Genomic DNA, 17,592 nt, shown 5'->3' on the forward strand with positions numbered 1-17,592 from the left:
ACCACCACCGAAAGAGAAGCCGTGACCGCTGCACAGGCGCCTGCCGACGCGCCGCCCACCTCCATGAACCACCGGCAGATACTCCAGGCGATGTCGGGCCTGATGGCCGGCATGTTCGTCGCGATCCTGGCCGGCACCGTCGTGGCCAACGCGCTGCCCACGATCATCGCCGACCTGGGCGCCAGCCAGTCCTCCTACACGTGGGTCGTCACCTCCGAGCTGCTCGCGATGACCGCGACGGTGCCCCTGTGGGGCAAGCTCTCCGACCTCTTCAACAAGAAGCTGCTGCTCCAGCTGTCGCTGAGCATGTTCGTGGTCGGCTCGCTGCTGGCCGGCTTCTCGCACGGGGTCGGGCTGCTGATCTTCAGCCGGGTCGTGCAGGGCATCGGCGCGGGCGGTCTGACCGCGCTCGCGCAGGTCGTGATGGCCTCCGTCATCCCGCCCCGCCAGCTGGGCAAGTACGCCGGTATCTTCGGCGCCGTCTTCGCGGTGGGCACCGTGGCCGGACCGCTGGTCGGCGGTGTCCTGGTGGACACCTCGTGGCTGGGCTGGCGCTGGTGCTTCTTCATCGGCGTGCCGTTCGCGCTGCTCGCCATCGCCCTGCTCCAGCGCACCCTGCGCCTGCCCACCGTGAAGCGCGAGGCGCGCATCGACTGGCTCGGCGCCTTCCTGATCGTCGCCGGTGTCTGCGCGCTGCTCATCTGGGTGTCGCTGGCCGGCAACGAGTTCGACTGGGCCTCCTGGCAGACGGGTGCCCTCACGGTCGGCGGCGTCCTGCTGCTGGTCGCGGCGGTGTTCGTCGAGGCCCGCACCGACGAGCCGGTCATCCCGCTCGGCATCTTCCGCAACCGCACGGTCACCCTCACCACCGTCGCCAGCCTCCTGGTCGGTGTCGCCATGTTCGGCGGGACCGTCTTCCTCTCGCAGTACTTCCAGATCTCCCTGGGCAAGTCGCCGACCGTCGCGGGCCTGATGAGCCTGCCGATGATCCTCGGCCTGCTGGTGTCCTCCACCGTCGCCGGACAGGTGATCAGCCGGACCGGCAAGTGGAAGCGGTACCTGGTGGCGGGCGCGGTGATCATGGCCGTCGGCCTGGCGCTGCTGGCCACGATCGACGCGAAGACCGACTTCGGCCTGCTCAGCCTCTACATGGCGATCCTGGGCGTCGGCGTCGGCATGCTGATGCAGAACCTGGTGCTGGCCGCCCAGAACGACGTGCCGGCCGCCGACCTGGGCGCCGCGACCTCCGTGCTGTCGTTCTTCCGCAGCATGGGCGGCACCATCGGCGTCAGCGTCCTCGGCGCGATCCTCGCCAACCGGGTCGCCAGTGAGACGACCAAGGGACTGAGCGACGCGGGCATCACCGTGCCGGGTGGAGAGGGCTCCGGCGGGAGCAGCGTCCCGGACATGTCCACGCTGCCCGCCCCGATGCGGACGATCGTCGAGCACGCCTACGCGGTCGCCACGGCCGACCTGTTCCTGATCGCCACGCCGTTCGCGGTGCTGGCGCTGGTCGCCGTCGTCTTCATCAAGGAGAAGCCGCTGAAGACCACCAGCGGCATGGAGCGTCTGGCCGAGGAGTCCGGCGAGGGCCCGGCCGCACCGGTCGACAAGGACCCGGCGGCGCCCGTCGCCTAGCAGGCACCCGACCGCGGTGGGGCCGCCCGTCCGATCCGGACGGGGCGGCCCCTTTGTCGCGTCGGGCGCCCGTCAGCCCCGGGCCATCGCTATCGATCCGGCCAGCCGCTCCCCCGCCTCGTAGATCATGTACGGGACCCCGTGGTCGGTGCCGAAACTCGGCGCCGCCGCGCGGCCGTTCTCCGGTGCGGAGCCGCGGGAGTCGTAGAAGACGCCGAGGTGCCTGCGGAGCGAGAAGTCGTTGCCGACCTCGGTGATCATCAGGTCGCCGCCGCTCTCCTTGTCCTTGTTGTAGACGACGTACGTGCTGTCGTTCCGGTGCAGCAGGTGCGGGCCGCCCACGTTGACCGCGCCGACGTCGCCGTGGCGCACCAGGGGCTCCTGGGCGAACGTCCAGGAGCGGCCGTCGGCGGACCATCCCCAGCCGATGTCACGGTGGTTGGTCGTGTTGTTGACCATGAAGACCATGACGTAGTGGGCGCCGCGCGAGGGCAGTTCGTGCGGGAAGACCCGCGCGTAGGAGGTCTCGGTGGTGCCGGAGGGCAGCATCGAGGTGGTCAGCACGACCTTGTCGTAGGTGAAGTGGATGCCGTCGGCGGAGCGGGCGAGCCGGGTCGTGGTGTTCTCGCCGTGGAAGTACAGCCACATCTCCTTCCGCCCCGCGTGCCACATCACGTGCGGCGAGGAGACGTGGCTGACGGAGTAGTGCGGCGACCACTTGTTGGAGACGATCGGGTTGTGCGGGTACTCCGTGAAGGGGCCCTCCAGCGAGTCGCCGTAGGCCAGGCAGATGCCGCCGGGGGCATCGTGCGGGGCGTAGTAGAGGTAGTAGCGGCCGAGCCGGCCGCTCGCGGGCAGCCGGTCGTAGACGCCGCGGACGGTCGGGAAGATGATCTCGCCGGTGGGGTTGTAGGCGAGTTGGGACGGGGTGAGCAGGGTGCGGACGTAGGTGTAGTCGGGGAATCCGCCGGGCGCTGCGGAGGCGGTGGGCACGGCGGTGGCGCCGAGCGCGAGGGCGGCGCCGGTGGCGGCCGTGCCCTTCAGGAACAGACGGCGGTCGAGGTGCGGCTCGTGCATGTCGTCTCCTGGGTGAGGGGATGTAACACGTGCGGATGTGTCACAGGTACAGGGCGGCGGTGACGCACATGCCGCCCAGGGCGACCAGCCACACGTAGGGCAGGGTGCGGACCATGACCTGCTGCGGGCTGACGCCCGCGTACTGCGCGGCCCACACGGTCTGCGTGCTGGTCGGGTCGGCGACGCCGAAGACCTGGTTGTACGAGGTGGCCATGCCGAGGACGGCGACGGCCGGGTAGATGCCGGTGGCGATGAGGACGCCCGCGATGCCCGCGCCGAGCCCGAACACGTTGAGCGGGCCGCGGTACAGGCACAGTGGCACCAGCACGGTGAAGACGACGACGAACAGCACCGGGTTCTGCGGGCTGACCGCCTTCATCAGCGGCTCCAGCGCGTCCACCGCGCCGGGGAGTTTGACGGCCGCGAGCAGGATGCCGATCGCCACGAACAGGGCGAGCGGTGGCGCGGCCACCTCGAAGCCGCCGTACAGGGTGCGCAGCAGGCGCTTGTTCATCTCGCCGGGCCGGGTGGTGGTGACCAGCGCGTAGAGCACACCGGCCAGCATCGAGGGGATGATGGCCACGTCCAGGCCGAGGGCCAGGACGAGCGGGATCACCGGGGCGAGCAGCGCGTACCAGGGTGCGTCGCCGAGGCGTTCGCGGCGCGAGGACGGGCGGGCGGAGACCGACTTGAGCGACCAGGCGTGCTCGGTGCCGCGCCGCCGGTTCTCGATGACGACGTAGGCGACGGCGGCGACCAGGGCGAACGGGAAGAGCTTCACCATGAAGCCGCGGACGGTGTCGACGGGCAGGTCGAGGGCGGTGGAGAAGAACTGCCAGACGGGCAGTTCGAAGGGGACGCCGACCGCGATGCCCATCAGCACCGTGCCCGCGGCGGTCACCTTGGGTACGCCGACCGCGACCATCGCGGGGATGCCGATGATCCCGGCCAGCATCGCGGCCGGCGCGGAGCCGGTGACGGTGCCGACGAGCGCCGAGACGGCGAGGACGCCGAGGGCGACGACGGTGGGCCGGTCGCCGCCGAACTCGACGATCTTGCGGACGAGGGTGCCGGCGATGCCGGTCTCGTCGAGCAGTTTGCCGAGCCAGGAGCCGAGGATGATGGCGACCATCGTCGCCGCGAGCGCCGGGGCGCCCTCCTGGAGCACCGTGTCCAGGACGCTGTTCTCGCCGGTCAGGGGCGCGCCGGAGAGGAAGGCGATGACCACGGCCAGCAGCACCAGCGCGAACGCGGTGGGGAGCTTGCGGGTGAGCATCGCGGCGACGCCGGCCGCCATGACGAGGAGGATGACGACACCCATGGGTCAGTTCTCTCTTCTTGCGTCACGTGCGGGTGGTGGGGTGGGCGTGCCCTCGACCTCGGCGGCCAGGGCGGCGGTCAGCAGCAGGGGGCTGCGCCCGAGTCCGCAGACGGTACGGGCGTAGGCGTGGGCGGCCACTTCTTCGGCGCCGGCGACGTGGCCGGGTACGCGCAGCCGGCCCAGGCGCAGGGCACTGTGGCCCAGGGCGTGCTTGAGGGCGGCCTTCGCGGGGCCGTGGTGGAGGTGGACGTGCACCGCCTCGTGGGCGAGCGCGGCCGCCCGTACGGAACCGGGCGGATACCAGTCGCGCCAGCCCCGGGCGTCGACGACCCGTTCGGCGAGCGCGAGGGTGTCGGTGAAGAGCTCCACCGTGGGCGGTCTGGAGGTGTAGCGGGCGAGCAGCCCCAGCTCCAGACCGCCGTCGCGCTCCACGACCCTCGCCTCGCAGCCGACGGGCGCGAGCGCGGCGCCGAACGCGTCGGCCGCCCGCGCCCACCGGCGCAGCAGCTCCGGGTCGCGGTGCTCGTGGGTCGGGGTGGCGGCCAGCAGCCGTACGGCCCAGCCGATGTCGTCGGTGGCGGCGAGGTCCGCCCGCGCGGGGGCGTTCCTGACGGTCATTCGCGCACCTCCAGTACGGCGACCACCGGTTCGTCGGCGGCACGCGAGCGCAGTTCGCTGCGGGCGAGGGCGAGCAGCGGCTCCGGGTCCAGGACGCCGGAGAGGTCGGCGATGCGGGAGCCGAGCAGCAGCCGTACGGCGGGGGCTCGGACGCCTCCGTCGCCGTAGGAGGTGTGCTCGGCGACCAGCTTGGCCAGCACCTCGGGGGCGGCGGCGACGGTGGTCGCCTCGACCCGGGCGTCGGGGGCGTGGTGGCGCACGACCCCGTCCGCGTCGACGACCCGCACCGGGTGGCGGACCGGCCGGAAACGGCGGTGGACGTCGGTGCCGTACACGGTGTGGGCGGGGGTGCCCGCGAGGACGTGCACCTTCGACGGGTCGGTTTTCAGACTGGTGGCGGCCAGTCGCAGGCGCTCGGCGTCGTCGGTGCGGTGGGCCCGGTCCTGGGTGCGCAGTTCGGTGGCGCCGGTGGCGACGGCGCGTACGACGTTGGTCTGCGGGTCGACGGTGACCTCGACCTCGACGCCGTCGGCGGCGGCGCCCTGTTCGACCACGGCGCGCTCGGCCTCGGCGCGGACGGCGAGGATCTGCTCCTGGGTGGCGCCCGGCACGATCCGTTCGACCTGTTCTCGGACCAGGGCGAGGGCGACGCCGATGGGGCTGATGACCTCGCTGTGCCGGGCGATGCGGCCGGTCATGTCGGTGCGGGCGGCCAGGTGCGGGGTGACGGAGGCCGCGCCGCCGCCCCCGCCGACCAGGACGGCGGTGTCGGTGTCGAGGCGGTACTCGCGTACCAGGTCGTCCACGACGGACTTCACCTGGTCGGTGCCCGCGTCCAGGAGCCGGGCGGCCGCGGTGTCCACGTCGGTGCCGAGGGCGGCGGCGAGCGGGGCCAGCGCGGCGCGGGCGGTGTCCGGGTCGGCGTGGGCGAAGTCGCCCTCGGGGACCCGGCCGAGCGCGTTGGCGGCGCAGGTCATGGTGAGGGCGAACCGGCCGCCGGCCGCGTCGAGGACGGCGTAGTCGGCGGGGTCGCCGGGCAGCGGGCTGACAGTGGTCAGCTTCGCGTCCCGCAGGTCGGCCGGGTCGGCGTAACAGGCGTACGGCAGCCCGGCGATGTGCGCGCTGCGCGGTCCGGTGCCGGTGACCCGGCCGCCGGAGACCCGCACCATGGAGCCGCCGCCGACGCCGACGGTGCGAACGTCCAGGGCGTTGAGATAGGAGGTCCGGCCGAGCAGCACGGCGTGCCGCACCGCGACCTTGCCGCGCTTGACGACGCTGATGTCGGTGGAGGTGCCGCCGGTCTCCAGGAACACGCCCTCGCTGACGCGTTCCTGCATGAGCGCGCCGGCGACACCGGCGGCCGGTCCGGACAGCACGGTCAGCAGGGGTCTGCGGCGCATCTCGTCCAGGGACATGACGCCCCCGTCGCAGCGCATCACCATCAGCGGCGCGGTGACGCCCGCCTTGGTGATGGAGGCGTCGACGAGGTCGGCGGTGGCCAGCATGCGCGGCAGGATCGCCGCGTTGACGACGGCGGTGCGGGTGCGCTTGCGCAGCCCGTACAGGGAGGTGATCTCGTGCGCGGCGGTGGTCGGCAGGCCGGTGGTGCGGGCCGCGTCGGCGACCGCCTCCTCGCCCTCGGGCCGGTCGACGCCGAAGGGCTCGCTGGCGACCAGGGCCTGGGCGCCCGCCGCCGTGAGCTGTTCGACGGCGGCCCGTACGGCGGGGGCGTCCTCGGGGTCGGGCACGTGCGCGTAGTGCAGCGGAAGCCGTTTGCCGGGGGTGAGTTCGAGCTTGGCGAGGGTGGCGAGCCGGCGGGTGAAGTACGTGCCACCGCCGGTGCCGATGCCGAGCAGGCCGACGGTGGCGACGTCGCCCTCCAGCAGGGCGTTGGTAGCCTGGGTCGTGCCGTGTGCCAGGAAGGCCACGTCGGCGGGTGCGTGTCCGGTCTGCGTCAGCAGCCGGTCGAGCGCCTCGACGATGCCGTGCGCGACACCGTCCTCGTGATGGTGGCTCGTGGGGACCTTCACCTGGCCCACGAGCCGGAGCGTCGTGGCGTCGACCGCCACGGCGTCGGTGAAGGTTCCGCCCACGTCGATGCCGACGCGGATGCGGTGGGTGGTCATGTCCGGGCACCTCCTTGTGCTGGGTCGGTCCGCACGCGGGCGGTCACCGGGCGGGGCAGGTGGTGCTGCCCCGCCCGAACTCGCCTGGCGCGCGGAGTCGTTCAGTAGCCCCTGACGTCGGGCCAGTGACGCTGTACGCCGTCGCGGTCGAGCACCCTGGCGAACTCCTCGAACCGCTTGTCCTCGGACTGCACCTGGTGCGGCTCGACGTCCTCGGCGAGGCAGTGCGCGGCGAGGGCTCCGGCGACCTCGCCGACGTTCCACTCCACCGGGTGCAGGCGGTAGCAGCCGTTGGTGATGTGGGTGGTGCCGAGGTTCTTGCCGGCCGGCAGCAGGTTGCGCACCCGGCGCGGGACGAGCGCGCCGAGCGGGATCTCGAAGGGCACGGAGCCGATGTCGACGTAGCCGTCGCCGCCGGTGGAGGGGTGCAGGTCGATGCGGTAGTTGCCGACGCCCACGGAGTCGCGGTGGCGGGTGCGGCCGTAGGGGCCGAGCAGGTCGATGGAGACGTCGTGCTCGGTGACGGTGGTGACGGCCTTGATCCGGCGGGACTCGCGGACGTAGGCCGCCTTGGCGAGGCCGTCGGCGGTGCCCGTCACGTCGGGGCGCGGGCGCAGCCCGGGGAAGCCGGTGCCGCCGTCGGTGCGGGGCGCCTCGGTCTGGAGCCAGTACAGCACCGACAGGGACAACTGCCGTGCCTCGCGCAGGGCTTCGGCCTCCTGGCCGATGTAGGGCTTCAGCCAGTAGTCGTTGAGCGGCCAGTTGACGAGGGTGATGTCGGAGTCGAAGGCGCCGTCGGTGTGCAGCTTGCGGGCGAGGATGCGGCGGAAGCCCCACAGCTCCTTGTCGCCCGCGTCCGCGCTCTGGTCGGCGCTGACGGCGAGCGGGTCGAGGTCGGGGTTGGGTTCGAAGGTGCGCGGCACCGGTTCCAGGGTGCGCGGGTCGGGGGCCTCGAAGCCGAGCAGCGGTCCCGGCCAGAAGTCGGGCTTGTAGTCGCGCCAGAAGTCGTAGTCGGCGGGGCGGTCGATGGTGTGGTCCTCGCCCTCGTGGTGGGAGAGGGCGAAGCAGACGGTGATGCCCTGCTGGTTGCCCGGCTGTGCCTGGTCGGGTGCGTGGGGTTCGTCGAACTCGGCGCGGGACTCGGCGCCGTTGACGTGCTCGACGCCGGCGAGGTGGAGCAGTTCGCCGGTTTCGGTGGCGTCCAGGACGTAGCGGGCGGGGACGGTGCGTCGGGTGCCGTCGCGGAGGTCCTCCAGGGTGACGGCGCGTACGACATCGTTGTCGGCCTCGGCGGCCACCGGACGGTGCTCGGTGAGGACCGTGAGCCGTCCGGCGGCGCGGTGCGGGGCGAGCATGCCCTCCAGGACGGCGAGGGCGACGCGCGGCTCGTGGCAGAGCTTGCTGACCCGGCCCGCGCCGGGGTTGAGGTCGGTGAGGGCGGCGGCCTCGGCGCGCAGGGGGTACCACTGGCGGTAGTACTGGCGGATGCCCTCGCGCAGGCGCCGGTAGGTGGCGGTGGTGCCGAACTGTTCGACCCACGGGTGTTCGTCGGGCGGTACGGCCTGGCTGGTGAGCTGGCCGCCGATCCAGTCCGTCTCCTCGGTCAGGACGACACTGCGGCCGGCCCGGCAGGCGGCGAGGGCCGCGGCGACGCCGCCCAGGCCGCCGCCGACGACGAGGATGTCGGGTTCCGGTATCACGCTGCTGCTCCTTAGGTGGTGCGGTCGGTGCTGTGGGGTGCGGTCGGTTCAGGGGGCGGGCGGTGGCCCCGCGGTCGCGCCGGGTCTGAAGGCGCAGGCGACGAGGGTGCCCTCGGCGGGACCGCCCGCGATACGGGCAGCGAGCAGTCGTACCGCTTCGGCGCCGAGCGTGGGGCGCGGGATGTCGAAGCCCATCGGCGCCGGTCCGTCGGCGAGGTCGGCGGGCGGGCTGCCGAGCAGTGCGAGGGACACCTGGCCGGGGCAGTCCAGACCGGCCGCGTCGACGGCGGCGCGCAGCGCCCGCCAGGCGGCGCCGGTGTCGGTCTCCTCCGCGACGAAGGCGGTGACGCCGTCGGCCACCCAGGCGCGGACCCGCTCGGCGGTGAGGTCGCGGCGCGGGTCGCCGGAGCGGAAGACCGCCTGGGGCCCGGCGGGCAGGCCGCTCGCCCCGAGCCCGTCCAGAAAGCCGCGTTCACGGTCGGTGGAGGCGGGCGCGTCGTCGTCCTCGCGGACGAGCAGGACACGGCGGTGGCCGAGCGCGGCGAGTGCGGTGACGACCTCGCGGCTGGCACTGACGTAGTCGGCACCGACCCAGGCGAGGCCCTCCGGCTCGTCGCGCCGGCCGACGTGGACGACCGGGAAGTCGTCGGCCACCAGTCGGCGCAGTTCGTCGGCGGGTGCGTGGCGGCCCAGGAAGAGGCAGCCGTCCGCCAGCCGTACGCGGTGGAGGGCGCCGGCTCCGCCCGCACCCGCTCCCCCGGTGCTCGACCCGGTGAACAGCACCAGGTCGTAGCCCTGGGCGGCGGCCTCCTGCTCCACTCCGACGAGGAAGGGGTAGTAGGAGTGCCGCACGTCGGTCGGGAAGGTGGCGGTGAAGCTGAAGACGCCGAGCAGGTTGTTTCGGGCCGCGGCGAGGCGGCTGGCCGCCGGGTCGGGGACGTACCCGAGGCTGTGGGCGGCGTCCAGGACCTTGGCGCGGGTCTCGGCCGAGATCGGCCGCCCCGTCGCGAGGTCGCGCCCGGAGAGCACCAGGGACACCGTCGCCTGTGAGACACCGGCGAGCCTGGCCACCTCCGCCTGCCTCGGCCGGGCCCGCCGACCGGCCGGCGCGGGGGCCCTCCCCGGCCTCGCCCGTCCTGCGGCTTCCTTCGCCACCCCTGCTTCCCTCCGTCGCGCCGACGCTGTTAATGCGCATTACCTCATGCGCATTAACCAGTAATGTGAAGGACCGAGGACGTCGGGTCAAGGGGTTGCGCGGAGGAAAACGCCCGTGGGCGGCGGGAGAGGCTCCCGCCGCCCACGGAGTGCCGGATCAGATGCCGAACGGTGCCGCGTACCGGACGGTGCCCGCGGGCAGCGGGTGGGCGGCGTCCAGGGTGAGGGCCATCACGGCCTCGTCCGGGACGTCGATGGTCAGCCCGATGCCGTGGGCGGAGGCCCGGCCGAAGCCGAAGCGCGGGTAGTACTCCGGGTGTCCGAGGACGACGACGTGGTGCTCGCCGAGGCGTGCGGCCGCGAGGAGCCCGGCCCGGACGGCGGCCGTTCCGGCACCGCTGTTCTGGTGCTCGGGCCGGACGGCGACGGGTGCCAGGCACAGCGCCGGGCTGTCCCCGATGTGGCAGCGGGTCAGCAGGGCGTGGCCGACCGGGAGGTCGGCGTCGTCCACCGCGACGAGGGACAGGCCCTCGATCCACGCCCCGGCGTCGGCGCGCAGCGCGTCGACGAGGGCGGCCTCCTCCGGGGTGGGGAAGGCGGCCCGGACGATGTCGCGGATGGCGGAGACGTCGGCGCCGGTCTCGGCGCGGGTGTTCCAGGAAAGGGTCATGACGGGTCTGGGATCCGTTTCTGGTCTGCGTTCGTGGGAGGCGGGGTCAGGCCGCCGCTCGGGACGCGAGGGAGATCCGGGCGCCGCGAAGGGCAGCGTTGAACACGGTCATCAACCTCACCTCCCTTTCCTCCGCTCCCATGGAGCTCCGTCGAACGCGGACGGCGCCCACTGTACACCGCCTGCGTCGTGGGAAGGTGTGCGTCGGGCGAGGTCACCGCGGCTCTCCGGAGCGCGGGACCAATCCGCGGACCGCTCGGCCCCGGATTACGCGGGGAGATCCCCGCCCGTCGCACATTCTTTTGGAGCAACCGTCGTGAAGGAAGCCGTACACATCGGCAGAAATCCATCGTCCCAACCCGATCTGCAGCAGCTGATCCGTGAGGTGGCCCTGGGCGATCAGGACTCCTTCGCCGCCGTGTACGACGCGGTGGCCGGGTCCGTGCTCGGGGTCGCCCGGGCGGTGCTGCGCGACCAGGCGCAGTCGGAGGAGGTCGCGCAGGAGGTGCTGGTGGAGGTGTGGCGCACGGCGCCCCGCTACCGGCCGGAGCGCGGCACGGTGGTCAACTGGATCCTGACCCTGGCCCACCGGCGGGCCGTGGACCGGGTGCGGTCGGTGGAGGCCGCCGCGGCCCGTGACCACAAGGCGGCCCTGCTCGACCGGACGCCGGAGTACGACGAGGTGACCGAGCAGGTCGAGACCCGGCTGGAGCGGGAGCAGGTGCGGCGCTGTCTGCGCACCCTCACCGACATCCAGCGCCAGTCCGTGACCCTCGCCTACTACCGCGGCCTGACCTACCGGCAGGTCGCCGAGGCACTCGCGCTGCCGCTCGGCACGGTCAAGACGCGACTGCGCGACGGTCTCATCCGGCTCCGTGACTGCCTGGGGGTGAGCGCGTGATGCGCACCGAGGACCTGCACAGTTTGACGGGCGCCTACGCCTTGCACGCCCTGCCCGACGACGAGCGGGACGCCTTCGAGCGCCATCTCGCGGGCTGCGCCACCTGCGCGCAGGAGACCCGTGAGTTCGCCGCCGCGACGGCCCGGCTGGGGCTGGCCGCGACGGTCGTGCCCGGACCGGTGCTCAAGGACCGGGTACTGCACCGCATCACCACCGTGCGCCAGGTCCCGCCGGGCGGCGGCACCGTGGAGAAGGCGCGGCGTGCCGTGCCGCGCGGGGGCGGTCCGGCCCGCTGGGCGCTGGCCGCCTGCCTCGCCGCCGCGGCGGGCCTCGGCGGTACGGCGGCGTGGCAGCACGAACGCGCGCAGGACGCCGGGGAGCGGGCCGCGCGGGCCGAGCAGCGGGCCGAGGCCCTCGCCGGGGTGCTGGCCGCACCGGACGCCGAGTCCCGTACGGCGCGGCTGGCCGACGGGGCGAGCGGGACGCTGGTCGTCTCCGCACGCCAGGACCGGGCGGTCTTCCTCGCCTCGGGCATGGCCGAGCCGCCGAGCGGCAAGGTGTACCAGCTGTGGTTCGACGACCACGGCACGATGCGCCCGGCGGGCCTGATGGACCCGGGGAGCACCAGTCAGGCGGTGCTGATGGAGGGCCCCGTCGACGGTGCGGCGGGCGTGGGCATCACGGTCGAGCCGGCCGGCGGGTCGAAGCAGCCGACCTCGGACCCGATCGCGCTGCTGAACGTGCCGGCCTGACGGGGGTGAGGGCCGCGGCCCTCACCCCTCATGGGCGGAGTTCACGGGCGGGATTCACGGGTGGAGTTGTGTGCGGCCGGGGACCGGCGCGGCGGACGCGGGAAGAAGCCGCTGGTGCGCGCCGCGTACGCGGCCCATCCCGGCCGGTCCGCCATGTGCCGCTCGAGCAGCCGTTTCCCGCTGCCGCCGATCAGCAGGTACGTCATCACCAGCGGGGAGACGACGGACACCGCGGCGGCGGCGGGGCCGGCGTCGCAGGCGATCAGGAACAGGCCCCACCAGACGCAGAAGTCGCCGAAGTAGTTGGGGTGCCGGGTCCAGCTCCACAGTCCGCGGTCCATGAGGCGGCCCCGGTTGGCGGGGTCCGCCTTGAACCGGGCCAGCTGGGCGTCTCCCACGGCCTCGAAGGCCAGCCCGACCGCCCACACGGCCGCCCCGGCCCAGGCCAGGACCGACAGGGGCCCGGACCCGTACGAGGCGGCCTGCACCGGCAGCGACACCAGCCACACCAGGGCGCCCTGGAGCAGGTACACCATGCGCAGGGCGTAGAGGTTCCGGTTGCCGCGGGCCTTGGCGAGCATCGCGTCGTAGCGCGGGTCCTCGCCGTGGCCCCGGCCGCGCCGGGCGATGTGCCCGGCCAGCCGCAGACCCCATACGACGGTCAGGACCTCCACCAGCGTCTGGCGCCCCGGATCGCCCTCCCCGCCCGCCGCAGCGACCACGCAGGTCACGACGGCGACGACGGCGAAGCCGAGACCCCAGGCCACGTCCACGACCCGGTGCACGCCCTTGCGCACGGCGACGCCGAAGGTGGCCAGCATGACGGCGAGCGCGGCCGCCGCGGCCCAGCCGAGACCGGCGGCGAACGCGCCCCACGGGAAGCCGTTCACGGGCGGTCCAGCCGCTCGTACCACTCCCCCGGCGTCGCGGGCATGCCGCTGACGCCCTCGGCGGTGGGCCGGACGCTCAGGATCTGGTCGACGCCCATGCGTCGCTGCTCGAAGGCGAGGGCGCCGCCCACCAGGTAGAGCCGCCACACCCGCGCGGTCTCCTTCCCGACCAGAGCGACGAACTCGTCCCAGCGCTCCTCCAGCGTGCGTTCCCACGCGGCGACCGTGCGGACGTAGTGCTCGCGCAGCGACTCGACGTGGCGCACTTCGAGACCGGCGTCCTCCAGGAGCTGGACCGTCTCACCGAGGGGCCGCATGTGCATGTCCGGGGCGATGTACGCCTCGATGAAGGCGCCGCCGCCGGGGGCGTTGCGGCCCCGGGACATCTGCTGCACCAGGACGCGTCCCCCGGGGCGGACCATGCGGTGCAGCGAGGCGGTGAAGGCCGGGTACTCGGCGTCGCCGACGTGCTCGCCCATCTCGATGGTGGAAACGGCGTCGTAGCCGCCGCCGGTGATGTCGCGGTAGTCCTGGCGGACGACCTCCACCCGGTCCTCCAGGCCGCGCTCCCGGACCTGTTCGCGGACGTGCGCCGCCTGCTCCCCGGCGAGGGTGACGGCGGTGACCCTCGCCTTGTGCCGTTCGGCCGCGTAGAGGGTGAGCGAACCCCAGCCGCAGCCGATGTCGAGCAGGCGGGAGCCCGCGGTGAGGCCCAGCTTGCGGCAGATCAGCTCCAGCTTGGCGCGCTGGGCGTCGGCGGCGTTCGCGTCGGTGTACTCGTCCGCCCACACGCCGCACGAGTAGGCCATGGTCTCGTCGAGGAGGAGGCGGTAGAAGTCGTTGGAGAGGTCGTAGTGGTGGCTGATGGCGGCGCGGTCGCGGGACCTGGTGTGCAGTCCGCCGCGCAGCCGGGCCTGGGAGTCCGGTGTGGCGGGGCGCGGGCCGACGGCGCCGAGGCGGACGGCGGTGCCCGCCGCGCGGGCCCGGTCGGCGAGGGAGAGCCGGGGCGGGTGCAGCCGGCGTTCCCGGGTGGCCGCCCACATCCGGCGTAGGCCGTCGGCCAGGTCGCCGTCGACGTCCAGTTCGCCGGTGACGTAGGCCTGGGCCAGGCCCAGTTCGCCGGGCTGCCACAGCAGGCGGCGCAGGGCGCGCCGGGTGCGGACGACGACCACGGGGCCGTCGGCGGGGCCGGTCTCGGAGCCGTCCCAGGCGCGCAGCCGGACGGGGAGCGGACCGCCGAGCGCGTCCTCGACGAGCGCGGCGAGCCGGTGGGCGGCGCCGGTCCTGGCGGTGCGGACGGTGCTCATCGGGCGGGGCCCTCCTTGGTGAACAGGTACTGCTGGACGTCGAGGTAGGCGGCGCGGAAGCCGGCCTCGGAGTAGGCGAGGTAGAAGGTCCACAGGCGCCGGAAGGTCGCGTCGAAGCCGAGGGCGTCGACCTCGGCGGCGCGCTCGGTGAACCGCTCGCGCCACAGCCGCAGTGTCTCGGCGTAGTGCGCGCCGTAGTCGTCGCGGCGGGCGAGGCGCAGGCCGGTGTGGTCGCGGATCGTCGCCTCGATCGCGTCGGTGGAGGGGATCAGGCCGCCGGGGAAGACGTACTTCTGGATCCAGGTGTGGGTGTGGCGGGCGGCGAGCATGCGGTCGTGCGGCATGGTGATCGCCTGGAGTGCGGCCCGGCCGCCGGGGGCGAGGCGCTCGTCGAGGGTGCGGAAGTAGACCGGCCAGAACTCGGCGCCCACGGCCTCGATCATCTCGACGCTGACGATCGCGTCGTAGGTGCCCTTCTCCTCGCGGTAGTCGCGCAGTTCGACCCGGACCCGGTCGGCGAGGCCCGCCTCGCGGGCGCGTTCGAGGGCGCGGTCGCGCTGCTCTCGGGAGAGGGTGAGGGAGGTGACGTGGGCGCCGCGCGCGGCGGCGCGCAGGGCGAGTTCGCCCCAGCCGGTGCCGATCTCGAGGAGCCGGGTGCCGTCGCGGACCTCGGCGAGGTCGAGCAGCCGGTCGATCTTGCGCTGCTGGGCGGCGACGAGGGACTCGCGGCGGGCCGGGAAGCCGAGGAAGACGGCGGAGGAGTAGCTGAGGGTGTCGTCCAGGAAGAGGGCGAACAGGTCGTTGGACAGGTCGTAGTGGCTGCTGATGTTGTCCCGCGCGCCCTCGGGGGTGTTGCGCCGGGCGGCGGGCCGGCGCTGGTGCCACAGGCCGCGCAGCCGCTGGAGCGGGACGGGGACCAGGTCGGCCGCGTGGGCGGCGAGCACGGTGAGGGCGCCGACCAGGTCCGGTGCGTCCCACTCGCCGGCCATGTAGGACTCGCCGAAGCCGATGAGGCCCTGGGCGCCGATCCGTCCGTGGAAGGCGTCGGGGTCGTGGACCTCCACCAGCGGACCGCCGAGGCCCACGGTGGTGCCGTCGGCCAACCGGACCCGCAGCGGCAGCCGGTGCAGGGCGCGACGTATGACGGCGGCGGCGGTGGCGCGGCGGAGCCGGGAGGCCCGGGGCGGGGCGGCCACGTCGGGCCAGCGGTGCGGGTCGGCCGGGGTGCCGCGGACTCCCGGGACCTGGGGCGCGGCGGCGGGACGTGGGTGGATTGCGGTCATGATGCCTTCTCCGTGGTGCGGTGACTCGGGCGCGGCTGGACGGGCAGGCCGCGCAGGTAGAGACGGATTCCGTGCTTGCGGATGCCGGCCGACACCGCGAGGGTCGACCAGGGGTGCCGCAGCGCCAGCCCCAGGAGGGCGGCCGGGCTCGCCTCGCGCCGGGTGCCCCGTACGGTCGCGGTGAACGGCCGGGTGCCGGGGCGGTCCAGGCGTACGGTCAGGTCGAGGCGGTCAGCGGGCAGCGGGAGGCGCATGCGGTAGGCGCCGTCGACGGGATTGAACGGCGAGACGTAGAACCTTTTGTCGACGTGCGCGACGCCCGCCTCGTCGGGATCGAGCAGGTAGGCGTGGCGTTCGCCGTAGGTGTTGTGCACCTCGGCGACCACGCGGCGCGGGCTGCCGTCGGGGCCGTGACACCAGTACAGGGTCAGTGGGTTGAAGACGTGTCCGAGGACGCGGGCGTGCGTGAGCATCAGCACCCGGCCGCCCTCCAGGTCGACGCCGTGGGAGGCGAGGAAGCGGTCCAGGCCCGCGCGCAGCGAGGGGGCGTCACCGGTGAAGTGGTCGCGGGCGCGGAAGCCCGCCAGCGGGCGCAGGGGGCGCGGCAGTTCGGGGAGACGGTCGAGGTCGACGAGCCACATGTAGGTGCGGTGGCGCATGGTGTACCGGATCGGGTCGAGGCGTATGTGCCCGATCTCGCACGGGTAGAGGCCGGGTCGTGCCGTCGGGGCGGCGGTCACCAGGTGACTCCGAGGGCCGCGGCGGCCTCCACCCCCGAGCGGCAGCCGTCCTCGTGGAACCCCCAGCCGTGGTAGGCGCCGGCGTAGGCCGTGACCGGGGTGCGCAGTTCGGGCAGGCGGCGCTGGGCGGCGACCGACTCGGGGGTGTAGACGGGGTGTTCGTAGGTCATGCGGGCCAGTACCCGGCCGGGGTCGACGCGGTCCTCGCCGCCGAGGGTGACGACGTAAGTGTCGGCGGCGTCGAGGCGCTGGAGCCTGTTCATGTCGTAGCTGACGCGGACCCGGTCGGCGCCCGCGTCGCAGGCCGGCATGAGGTAGTTCCAGGAGGAGCGGGCTCCCCGGGAGCGGGGCAGCAGTGCGGTGTCGGTGTGGAGCAGGGTGGCGTTGCGGGAGTAGCGGAATGCGCCGAGGACCTCCTTCTCGTCGGGCGTGGGGTCGGCCAGCAACTCCAGTGCCTGACCGGGGTGGACGGCGAGGACGAGGTGGTCGTAGGTGTCGGTGGTGCCGTCGGCGGCGGTGACGTCCACGCCGTTCGCCTGCCGGGCCACCGAGCGGACCGGGGTGGCGGTGCGCACGTCGGGCAGCCGCTCGGCGATCCGGGCGACGTAGGAGCGGGAGCCGCCGGTGACCGTGCGCCACACCGGGGAGCCGCCGACGGCGAGCATGCCGTGGTGGTGCAGGAAGCGGAACAGGTAGGCGGCCGGGTAGCGCAGGGCGGTGGCGGCGTCGCAGGACCAGACTGCGGAGACCACGGGCGTCATGAAGTGGGCGCGGAAGTACGGCGAGAAGCCCTCGCGGTCCAGGAACTCGCCGAGCGTCAGGGACTGGTCGGCGCCGTCGGTGAGCAGCCTGCGGGCGGCGCGGTGGAACCGGGGCACCTGGGCGAGCATCCGCAGGTAGGGGCCGTGCAGGGCGTTGCGGGGGCGGGCGAGCAGTCCCGCGGGGCCGCGGGCGCCGGCGTACTCGAGGCCGCAGCCCTCGCACCGCACCGACATGCTCATCTCCGACTGCTGCGTGGCCACGCCGAGTTCGCCGAAGAGGCGCAGCAGGTTGGGGTAGGTGCGGCGGTTGTGCACGATGAACCCCGAGTCGACCCGGTGGACGCGGCCGTCGGACGCCGTCAGGTCGTGGGTGTGGGCGTGCCCGCCGAGGCGGTCGTCGGCCTCGTAGAGGGTGACGCGGTGCTCGCGGCCCAGTACGTACGCGGCGGTCAGACCCGCCACTCCGCTGCCGACGACGGCGGTGCGGCGTCCGGCCTCCCCTGATGCTCGCGGCATTTCGCTGCTCCTCCACCCCACTGTGATCAACGCTTGCGTGGGTAATCCGGAGCCGTGGGCCGGGCGGATTGGAGCAGGGTGCGGACCGTTTCCGACGCATCACCAGTCCGGAGTCGGGTCGGCGACGGATCATCCGG

15 protein-coding genes are annotated in these 17,592 nt (G+C 73.6%); 3 read left to right on the top strand and 12 right to left on the bottom strand.

Features of this window, described 5'->3' with window-relative positions:
- Window positions 1-21 precede the first annotated feature (21 nt).
- Window positions 22-1,638 carry an MDR family MFS transporter gene (locus OHA99_RS01400; RefSeq protein WP_153176327.1) on the top strand — a complete coding sequence of 539 codons (1,617 nt, stop codon included), beginning with the start codon at window positions 22-24 and terminating at the stop codon, window positions 1,636-1,638.
- Between the two features lie 72 nt (window positions 1,639-1,710).
- Here the strand turns inward: OHA99_RS01400 and OHA99_RS01405 are convergent, their stop codons facing one another.
- The 7 genes from OHA99_RS01405 to OHA99_RS01435 form a co-directional block, all read right to left on the bottom strand.
- Window positions 1,711-2,715: a twin-arginine translocation signal domain-containing protein gene (locus OHA99_RS01405; RefSeq protein ID WP_153176328.1), complete on the bottom strand. Its 1,005-nt coding sequence runs from the start codon at window positions 2,713-2,715 to the stop codon at window positions 1,711-1,713.
- 40 nt (window positions 2,716-2,755) lie between these two features.
- Window positions 2,756-4,036: a TRAP transporter large permease subunit gene (locus OHA99_RS01410; protein WP_153176329.1), complete on the bottom strand. Its 1,281-nt coding sequence runs from the start codon at window positions 4,034-4,036 to the stop codon at window positions 2,756-2,758.
- A 3-nt stretch (window positions 4,037-4,039) separates the two neighbouring features.
- Window positions 4,040-4,654 carry a hypothetical protein gene (locus OHA99_RS01415; RefSeq protein WP_405693568.1) on the bottom strand — a complete coding sequence of 205 codons (615 nt, stop codon included), beginning with the start codon at window positions 4,652-4,654 and terminating at the stop codon, window positions 4,040-4,042.
- On the bottom strand, window positions 4,651-6,780 hold the full coding sequence (locus OHA99_RS01420; RefSeq protein ID WP_153176331.1) for a hydantoinase/oxoprolinase family protein: 2,130 nt from the start codon (window positions 6,778-6,780) through the stop codon (window positions 4,651-4,653). The genes OHA99_RS01415 and OHA99_RS01420 overlap by 4 nt, the downstream gene beginning before the upstream one ends.
- A gap of 101 nt (window positions 6,781-6,881) precedes the next feature.
- The gene (locus OHA99_RS01425; protein WP_153176332.1) at window positions 6,882-8,480 is read right to left on the bottom strand and encodes an FAD-dependent oxidoreductase; all 1,599 of its coding nucleotides are present in this window, start codon (window positions 8,478-8,480) and stop codon (window positions 6,882-6,884) included.
- Window positions 8,481-8,528: 48 nt separating this feature from the next.
- Window positions 8,529-9,551, bottom strand: coding sequence for a LacI family DNA-binding transcriptional regulator (locus OHA99_RS01430; RefSeq protein ID WP_165683671.1), 1,023 nt, complete (start codon window positions 9,549-9,551; stop codon window positions 8,529-8,531).
- 241 nt (window positions 9,552-9,792) lie between these two features.
- A complete protein-coding gene (locus OHA99_RS01435) occupies window positions 9,793-10,305 on the bottom strand; it encodes a GNAT family N-acetyltransferase (protein WP_405693571.1) in 513 nt (170 codons plus the stop codon).
- Between the two features lie 316 nt (window positions 10,306-10,621).
- On the opposite strand from OHA99_RS01435, the gene OHA99_RS01440 reads away from it, so the two are divergent.
- On the top strand, window positions 10,622-11,206 hold the full coding sequence (locus OHA99_RS01440) for a sigma-70 family RNA polymerase sigma factor (protein ID WP_007442114.1): 585 nt from the start codon (window positions 10,622-10,624) through the stop codon (window positions 11,204-11,206).
- Entirely contained in the window at window positions 11,206-11,958 is a 753-nt protein-coding gene (locus OHA99_RS01445) for an anti-sigma factor (RefSeq protein ID WP_366471602.1), read from the top strand. Before OHA99_RS01440 ends, OHA99_RS01445 begins: the two co-directional genes overlap by 1 nt.
- A 41-nt stretch (window positions 11,959-11,999) precedes the next feature.
- Here the strand turns inward: OHA99_RS01445 and OHA99_RS01450 are convergent, their stop codons facing one another.
- The 5 genes from OHA99_RS01450 to OHA99_RS01470 are packed head-to-tail and all read right to left on the bottom strand — an operon-like array spanning window position 12,000 to window position 17,455.
- Window positions 12,000-12,848, bottom strand: a complete 849-nt coding sequence (locus tag OHA99_RS01450) for a DUF1295 domain-containing protein (RefSeq protein WP_153176336.1) — start codon at window positions 12,846-12,848, stop codon at window positions 12,000-12,002.
- Window positions 12,845-14,155 carry a class I SAM-dependent methyltransferase gene (locus OHA99_RS01455; RefSeq protein ID WP_405693574.1) on the bottom strand — a complete coding sequence of 437 codons (1,311 nt, stop codon included), beginning with the start codon at window positions 14,153-14,155 and terminating at the stop codon, window positions 12,845-12,847. The genes OHA99_RS01450 and OHA99_RS01455 overlap by 4 nt, the downstream gene beginning before the upstream one ends.
- Window positions 14,152-15,438, bottom strand: coding sequence for a cyclopropane-fatty-acyl-phospholipid synthase family protein (locus OHA99_RS01460; protein ID WP_366471600.1), 1,287 nt, complete (start codon window positions 15,436-15,438; stop codon window positions 14,152-14,154). Before OHA99_RS01460 ends, OHA99_RS01455 begins: the two co-directional genes overlap by 4 nt.
- Window positions 15,435-16,178 (bottom strand): DUF1365 domain-containing protein, encoded by a 744-nt coding sequence (locus OHA99_RS01465; RefSeq protein ID WP_165683676.1) that lies wholly within the window; start codon window positions 16,176-16,178, stop codon window positions 15,435-15,437. The genes OHA99_RS01460 and OHA99_RS01465 overlap by 4 nt, the downstream gene beginning before the upstream one ends.
- Window positions 16,175-17,455: an FAD-dependent oxidoreductase gene (locus OHA99_RS01470; RefSeq protein WP_366471599.1), complete on the bottom strand. Its 1,281-nt coding sequence runs from the start codon at window positions 17,453-17,455 to the stop codon at window positions 16,175-16,177. Before OHA99_RS01470 ends, OHA99_RS01465 begins: the two co-directional genes overlap by 4 nt.
- Window positions 17,456-17,592: the final 137 nt, after the last annotated feature.

The sequence above is a fragment of the Streptomyces coelicoflavus genome, from assembly GCF_045041415.1.
GTDB classification, from domain to species: domain Bacteria; phylum Actinomycetota; class Actinomycetes; order Streptomycetales; family Streptomycetaceae; genus Streptomyces; species Streptomyces coelicoflavus.